At 61.5% G+C, this 7,639-nt stretch carries 8 protein-coding genes; 4 read left to right on the top strand and 4 right to left on the bottom strand.

The window, feature by feature from the left end; all coding sequences use genetic code 11:
- On the top strand, window positions 1-729 hold a 729-nt coding region (locus VIM98_RS03240), incomplete at its 5' end, for an isoaspartyl peptidase/L-asparaginase family protein (protein ID WP_331991657.1).
- Window positions 730-1,094: 365 nt separating this feature from the next.
- On the opposite strand, the gene VIM98_RS03235 is transcribed toward VIM98_RS03240, so the two are convergent.
- Genes VIM98_RS03235 through VIM98_RS03225 form a run of 3 tightly spaced genes read right to left on the bottom strand, consistent with a single transcriptional unit; the run spans window position 1,095 to window position 4,568 of the window.
- Entirely contained in the window at window positions 1,095-1,676 is a 582-nt protein-coding gene (locus VIM98_RS03235; protein WP_331991656.1) for a response regulator transcription factor, read from the bottom strand.
- A 15-nt stretch (window positions 1,677-1,691) separates the two neighbouring features.
- Window positions 1,692-2,981: an ATP-binding protein gene (locus VIM98_RS03230; protein ID WP_331991655.1), complete on the bottom strand. Its 1,290-nt coding sequence runs from the start codon at window positions 2,979-2,981 to the stop codon at window positions 1,692-1,694.
- Between the two features lie 45 nt (window positions 2,982-3,026).
- Window positions 3,027-4,568, bottom strand: coding sequence for an oligopeptide:H+ symporter (locus VIM98_RS03225; protein WP_331991654.1), 1,542 nt, complete (start codon window positions 4,566-4,568; stop codon window positions 3,027-3,029).
- A gap of 292 nt (window positions 4,569-4,860) precedes the next feature.
- On the opposite strand from VIM98_RS03225, the gene VIM98_RS03220 reads away from it, so the two are divergent.
- A complete protein-coding gene (locus VIM98_RS03220; protein ID WP_331991653.1) occupies window positions 4,861-5,232 on the top strand; it encodes a diacylglycerol kinase in 372 nt (123 codons plus the stop codon).
- On the opposite strand, the gene VIM98_RS03215 is transcribed toward VIM98_RS03220, so the two are convergent.
- Window positions 5,206-5,982 (bottom strand): sel1 repeat family protein, encoded by a 777-nt coding sequence (locus tag VIM98_RS03215; RefSeq protein WP_331991652.1) that lies wholly within the window; start codon window positions 5,980-5,982, stop codon window positions 5,206-5,208. The genes VIM98_RS03220 and VIM98_RS03215 overlap by 27 nt on opposite strands.
- 267 nt (window positions 5,983-6,249) lie before the next feature.
- Here VIM98_RS03215 and VIM98_RS03210 point away from each other — a divergent pair, with 267 nt between their 5' ends.
- Both VIM98_RS03210 and VIM98_RS03205 read left to right on the top strand, forming a co-directional pair.
- A complete protein-coding gene (locus VIM98_RS03210) occupies window positions 6,250-6,867 on the top strand; it encodes a LemA family protein (RefSeq protein WP_331991651.1) in 618 nt (205 codons plus the stop codon).
- Between the two features lie 13 nt (window positions 6,868-6,880).
- Window positions 6,881-7,639, top strand: a 759-nt coding sequence (locus VIM98_RS03205) for a TPM domain-containing protein (RefSeq protein WP_331991650.1), incomplete at its 3' end; no start/stop codon positions are given.

The raw sequence follows: 7,639 nt of genomic DNA, 5'->3' as shown, positions 1-7,639 counted from the left end.
ATCATGGACGGCGCGACGCTGCGCGCCGGCAGCGTGGCCAACGTGCACCGGATCAAGAACCCGATCCTGCTGGCGAAGGCGGTGATGCAGAAATCGCCGCACGTCATGCTGGTCGGAGAGGGCGCCGAACAATTCGCCCAGGAAATCGGCATGCCCTTGGTCGATCCGAGTTACTTCCGTACGGAAGATCGCTGGCAGCAGCTGCAGAAGGCGCTGAAGGAAGACAAGCTGCGCCAGCCGCATGCGGATGAGGAGACGGCCAAGCATTTTGGCACGGTAGGCGCGGTAGCGCTGGATACTGCCGGTCATCTGGCGGCGGGGACATCGACTGGCGGTATCACAGACAAGCGCTACGGCCGTGTCGGCGATTCACCGATCATCGGCGCGGGGACATATGCCAATTCGGGCTGCGCGGTGTCGGGCACCGGCTGGGGCGAGTTCTATATTCGCGCGGTGGCCGCGCATGAGATCTGTATGCGCGTGACGCAGATGCGCGTACCTTTGCGTCGCGCTGCGGCTGAAGTGATCAATCAGGAAATTCCATCGATGGGTGGCAACGGCGGAGCGATTGCGCTGGATGCCGACGGTAACGTGGCGATGCCGTTCAATACGGATGGGATGTATCGGGGCTGGATCGGTGCGGACGGCAAGCCGCATGTGGCGATTTATGGCGATGAAGACGATGGGGCGGGGGATCCGTTGCCGGCTAGTGAGGGCAGTGCGGAGTGAGGTGGTTGGCGTAGAGCTTAAGAGCCCCCCTCACCCCAACCCTCTCCCCCGGCGAAGCCAGGGGAGAGGGAGCCTGACTGAGGTAAGCCTCAATACTTCGCACTTGCGCAGCCTGCTCCCTCTCCCCTGGCTTGCCGGGGAGAGCAACTGTCTTGCAGAGGCGGGCTCTTGCGGGAAGCTGCGGGCTCTTTGTCAGCCTTGAAAAACGGAGGCAAGTACTTACCCCACGCCGATCCTCCCCTGTAAACCAGGGAGGGATCAAGTTACGCAAGTGCGAAACACCGAGATTCGCCGCAGCCGGCTCCCTCTCCCCTGGCTTGCCGGGGGAGAGGGTTGGGGTGAGGGGGGCTCTTGCTTGTCGCCCATCACTCCCCCTCAGGCCGCTCCCGCACCGGATGCTTGCTCAGCTTCCGCTGCAACGTACGCCGATGCATGCCGAGCCGGCGAGCGGTTTCCGAAATATTGCCATCGCATTCAGTCAGCACACGCTGAATGTGCTCCCATTCCAGACGCCGCAGCGCCAGCGGAGCTTCCGGTGCATCGATGACATCGTCTTCGCCGGCGGGCGCATCGGCTTCCATCAGCGCGCGTACCACTGCATCGGCATCGACCGGCTTGGATAGGTAGTCGTGCGCACCGCGCTTGATCGCCTCCACCGCGGTGGCGATCGACGCGTAGCCCGTCAAAAGCAGCACGCGCATATCCGGCACCAAGGCCTTCAAGTCGGGAATCAGGCGCAGCCCGTTCTCTTCGCCAAGCTTCAGATCCAGCACGCAGTAACGTGGATGATGACGTCGCGTCGCGGCGCGCGCTTCATCGGCGTTACCCGCGGTGATGACTTCGAAGCCACGCGAGCCGAGGGCACGTGCCAGCACGCGGGCGAAGGTCGGGTCGTCGTCGACGATCAGCAGCGGTTGCGTGGGCGAGGGGCGAGTCGAGTCGTTCATCGAACAGCTCCAAAGTCATACGGTATCGGCGATGGCGGTCAGCGGCAGGCGCAAACACATTTGCGCGCCATGGTCGTAATTATCCGCTATCAGCTCGCCGTCGAGGCGTTCGGCGGTGGCTTCGGCGAGCGCCAGCCCGAGGCCAAGCCCGGTCAGCTTGTTGGACAGGCCGAGCTGGGTGAGCTCTTCGTCTTCATCGAAGCCCGGCCCATGATCGCGCACGACCAGCTCCAGCCAGCCCCCTTGCTTGCGCACGGTAAGACAGACCGCGCTCGATTGCTCCAGCTCCGAAGCATCGACGGCATTGTTGAGCAGGTTGATCAAGGCATGGCGCAAGCCCGGCGGCGTGCGCAGGACAATGGACGCGGCTTCGTCCTGAATGTCCAATGTCAGGTCGGCTTCGGGGCGCAGCAGCTGGAAGCGTTCCAGGCAACCGTTGACGAAGGCGAGCACGGTGTAGCGTTCCGGCTCCTGTGAGAGCTGCGCTTTGCCGAAAGCAACCATCTCGCGCAGGATAGTGCGGCACCGGTCGACCTGTCCTTGCAACAAGTCCAGATCTTCGGCCAGGACTTGATCCTGGGCATGTTCGCGGCGTAACTCCGGAAGCAGCGTGCGCATGGTCGAAAGCGGCGTATTGAGTTCGTGTGCTGCACCTGCCGCTTGAGTGGCGATCGCCAGGATGCCCTCGTCGCGCAGTGCGCGTTCGCGGATGCGTTGGACTTCCAGTTGCTGCATGCGCAACGTGCGCGCCAAAGTGTGCAGGAAGAATCCCAGCAACAACGCACTGATGACGAAGTTGACGCCCATCCCGGCGATATAAAGCGCGATGCCTCCGATAAAGGCGTCTTGCGGTGGCTCCGGTAGCGGTACGTACCAGACGAGCAGGGTGAGATAGGCCACACCGGCCAGTGTGGCTACCATCAGCATCGCCGACAGCGAAAGCGCCGCTGCGCTCAGCGCGATGGGAACTAGCAACAGCATGATGAAGGGATTGCTGGCGCCGCCAGTGAAATACAACAAGTAACCGAGCACGAGGGTGTCGGCGGCGATGTGCACGATGGTTTCCCATTCGCGCATCGGCGCGGGTTGGGTCAGTCGCCAGGCGGCGAAGACCGAAAAGATCGCCAACGCGCCGATCCCGATCAGCAGAGGCAGCAGCGGGATGGGCAGGTGCATCCACAGAGCGCAGACGAACACGGCCAGGCTTTGCCCGGAAATTGCGCAGAGACGAAGCCACGCCAGCGTACGCGCCAGCGCGGCCGGTCCGATGCGATGCAATTGTGTTTGGCGTGAACGGTATTCCATGACGAGTGGCCGGCGGTCAGGCCGCCGGCACGAGAGATTTCACATTCAAGCCAGCTCTTCGCTATGCACCGCAGGCAGCGGCAAGGCCGCGTCGTTCTGGGCGTGCGAGTTCGACAGCTTGCGCATCATGGGCAGGACGGCCAGCGCGATCACCGTACAGCCGATGCCGACCAGACCGAGCTTGTTGAACAGGTTGATATAGATCGGCAGCGATTGCATTGGATCGCTGATGCCGCTCGGGATGCTGGCGTAGTTGGCGACGATGCTGCCCAGGTACTGCGAAATGCCTACCGCGACGTAGTACGCACCCATCATGAAGCCACCCATGCGGGCCGGCACGTAGCGGGCGATCATCGCCAGGCCAAGGCCGCTGACCAGGAGTTCGCCCAGCGAATACAGGCCGTAACCCCACACCATGGTCCAGGAGGATACCTGACCGTTGACCGCGCTCATTGCGCCGACGCCGTACATGAAGAAGCCCACCGCTACGGCGGCGAAGCCGAAGGCGAACTTGGCCGCGACCGAAGGATCCTTGCCGATGCGCCCGAGCGAGTTGTAGATCAACACCAATACCGGACTGAGGATCACGATCCAGATGGCGTTCAAATTCTGGTATTGCTCCGGAATCCAGGTAAACAGCTTGAAGCCGAAAAGATTGAAGTCGAGATCGACATTCTTCTGCGCGAACAGATTCAGCGACGTGGCCATCTGCGCGTAGAAGATAAAGAAGAAGATCGTCTGGATGGTCAACACCAGCGCTACGATCAGGCCGGAGCGCTCGCTTTTTTCGCTGCCGCGGATCAGGTGCAGGAAGATGCCAAGGATCACCACGCCAGCCAGATAAACGCAGATCTTCGCTGCCAGCAGGCTTTGCAGGATAAAGGCCGATACGGCGACCATCGCCAGCGAGGCGAGTGACAATACGATAACTCGATCCTTCCGCAGTGGCTTCCGGTCCGGATCCGAACCGATGTGATCGAGCGTGCGGGCCATCAGGGTGTAGTTGACGAGGCCGAGGATCAGGCCAACCGCGCAGGCGCCGAACGCAAAATGCCAGCCTACGGTATCGCCGAACGCCTCACTGACTTTGTCGCGGATGAGTGGGGTGAGGGTCATCGACAACATTGAGCCGACATTCACCGCCATGTAGTAAATGGTGAACGCGCTATCGATGCGGGTGTCGTCGCCTTCGTAGATCTTGCGCACCAGGTTGCCGGCGTTGGGCTTGAAGAAGCCGTTGCCGACGATGATCACGCCTAGCGCGGTGTACAGCAGAGTCGGGTTGTCCGACGGGATCCATAGTAGGGCGTAGCCCAGCGCGAGCACGATGGCGCCGGTCAGCATGGTGCGGCGGGTGCCGATCAGTTTGTCGCCAATCCAGCCGCCGACTGCCGGAGTGGCATAGATCAACGCGGCCGCAGCGCCCCAGACCAGGTTGGCCTTGCTATCGACGAAACCCAGCTTCTTCATCATGTAGGTGACCATCAGCACCTGCATGCCGTAGAAGCCAAATCGCTCCCACATCTCGATCAGGAAAACGGTAGTGAACGATCGGCCCTGCGAGACCGGTGGGTTCTGAATTGCCATAAGTGTTCCGTAGACTAGTCATACAACGGCCCCGCGAGGCCGGCGGAGGCGCCTTTTAGGGGCGGCAATCGGTCAAGGGTACCCCATTCCCCGAACCGGTCGCGTTGCGGCGCGTCAGGCAAAACCTTGCGTGCCGGGGCGGCAGTGTGGCCCGGCCAGGCCGCAAGGGGAGGGGCTTGTGGCATCATGCCGCGCTTGGCCGTCCTTCGAGTTCGTTCGCCCATGCCCAACAGCCATTGTTTCATGCGATCGGTCTTGCCCCGCCTGCGGGCCGGCAAGGGCGGCTAACGCTATGGCCGCACAGGGTTTTCGTGGCCCCCGGCAGGTCTGGGCGGCATTCAAATGGTCAATGAAGGGCCTGCGTGCCGGTTGGGATTTCGAGGCATCGTTCCGGCTCGAAGTGGTGCTGGCGGTGATCCTGATACCCCTCGGGCTATGGCTGGGGCAGGGCGCGCTGGAAAAGCTGGCCCTGATTACCCCGATCGTGTTGGCGCTCAGCGCCGAATTGCTGAACTCCGCCGTGGAAGCGGTCGTCGACAAGGTCAGCCCGGAATTTCACGAGCTGGCCGGCCGGGCCAAGGACATGGGCTCGGCCGCGGTGTTCCTGCTGTTGGTGCTGACTTTTCTTAGCTGGGCGCTAATCCTGGGGCCGCGCTGGTTCTGACTGTGCCGGTTCCGATCCGGCTCCGTTCTTCATGGGAACATCTTGCAGTGAGCCGACAGTCACGGTCCCCGTCCAGACCTGGTCGCGGGTCTGGAAGTACTGGTTCGGTTGCCAGCGCGCTTTGGCGTAGAGGTCGCCGCAGCCCAGCACCAAGACAAAGTTGCTTGCCTTGCCGCATTGGGCGTGCAGGCCAGGCAGATCCGTGTAGACCGATTGGCCTGTTGGATAACCCAAACCGGTGCCGGTCATATCCGATAACCCACGCCGCAACGCGCGCTCCATGCGCGGTTTGGCCGCAGCGTCGCCGTATTCGGTATAGAGCGCCTCGACGCGGGCTTTGCCTTGCTCACGCTGGGCGGCGTCCAGTTGTGACCAGATACGATCGCGCGTGGCGAGAAATTGCGGATACTTGCGCTCGGCCGCGATAGCGATCCAGGCAAAGGCTTCGACCGGATCCTTCGCTACGCCTTCGCCATTGAGATACATGAGGCCGATATTCAGCTGGGAAAACTTGTCGGCATAACGGGCGCCCGATTTGAATTCGGCCAGCGCGGTGACGTAGTCGCCTTTGGCATAAGCCAGCATACCGGCGTATTCGCCTTGCTCGTCGGGATGTCCTGCGGTGTAGGCATGGCGCATCGCGTCGAGTGTGTCTTGGGATGCCTTGTCTTTCATATCGGCAGTCTGGCCGGATGCCGACGATGCAATAGCCAGCGCGATGGCGAACGAATAAGCAAGCTTCGGCTTCATGATCCCTCTCCATGAAATCAACATCGCATAAAAAAGCCTGGGGGTTGGGAAGCCCCCCGGGGCCGCCGCAAAAAAATCGTCGTGGCGGCAGAGCCCTGGAGAGACAATGCTATCTAATTCAATAAATTAGAGGCTTTATTGCCACCGTTGGCGCTATATTACTACTCGCCAGGGCGCTTGGCGGGAGTGCCGGAAGAGGAATGCAATTGCGCTGCGCCGCCGCAAGATGTTGCAATGGCGTCGTTCCCCGGATGGAGATCGACACTCATGAACATGCTACGTGCGATCGCGCTGCTGGCGATGCTGTTCGTATTGTCAGGTTGCGGCTACAACGCCATGCAACGCCAGGACGAAGCGGTCAAGGCCGCCTGGTCGGAAGTGATCAACCAGTATCAGCGCCGTGCCGATCTGGTGCCTAACCTGGTCAACACCGTCAAAGGTTATGCGCAGCATGAAGAAAGCGTATTGACCCAGGTGACCAACGCGCGCGCCAAGGTCGGCACCATGCAATTGTCGCCCGATACGTTGAACGATCCGCAGAAGCTGCAGCAGTTCCAACAGGCCCAGGGCGAGTTGTCCAGTGCCTTGTCGCGGTTGATGGTCGTGAGCGAGAACTATCCGCAGTTGAAGGCCGACGGTCTGTTCCAGAATCTGCAGGCGCAACTGGAAGGCACGGAAAACCGCATCACTGTGGCGCGCAATCGCTACGTCAAGGCGGTCGAGGAATACAACTCGATGATTCGCACGTTTCCGAACAATCTGACGGCCAAGATCTTCGGTTATCAGGTCAAGCCGAACTTCACGGTCGAAAACGAAAAGGCCATTTCCACCGCACCGACAGTCGATTTCGGCACGCGCCCGGCAGCGCCAGCCAGCGCGCATTGATGTGAGCCCCATCGTGGCGAAGCGTGCTGCGAACCAGGTCGCCCTGCGGTGGCTGGCCTGGTTTGTGTTGGCGTTGCTGCCATTATCGCTACATGCCGACGATGTCGCCGTGCCGCATCTGACGCGACACGTGACCGATCTTACGGGCACCTTGACCCCATCGCAGGTCGATCAGCTCGATGCGCAACTGGTTGCATTGGAGAAGCGCAAGGGTGCACAGCTCGTACTACTGATGGTGGGCACGACGCAGCCGGAAGACCTGGAAAGTTATTCGCTGGCGGTAGCCGAAGCGAACAAGATCGGCCGTAAAGGTACCGACGACGGTCTGCTGCTATTGGTGGCCAAGAACGATCGCCGTGTGCGCATGGAGGTCGGCTATGGATTGGAAGGCGCGGTCCCGGACGCGGCGACGGCGCGTATCACACGCGAGTACATCGCGCCCAAGTTCCGTCACGGCGATTATTTCGGCGGCCTGAGCGATGCTGTCGGCGCCTTGACCCAACTGATCGACGGCGAGGCCTTGCCGCCGCCCGTCGAACCGGTCGTACGCAAGCAGCGTGGCCTGGATCTGCAGACGGCTTTGATGATTGGCATCTTCGCCGCGATCTTTATTCGTGGCTTGTTCGGACGGGCACCGGCGCCAGCACGTGCCATTTTCGGCGGCATCCTGGTCGGCGGTCTGCTCTGGCTGGTGGCGTCGCTTTTTGCCGGCATTGCCGGTGCGGTGCTCGGTGGCCTGTTCATGCTGCTGCCCTCTGGCGGAGGCCGATCG

Origin of the sequence: Dyella sp. (assembly GCF_036568765.1) — a bacterium.
GTDB lineage: Bacteria > Pseudomonadota > Gammaproteobacteria > Xanthomonadales > Rhodanobacteraceae > GSA-30.
The sequence above is the reverse complement of the archived record's forward strand: the minus strand, read 5'-3'. Positions and strand labels throughout refer to the sequence as shown.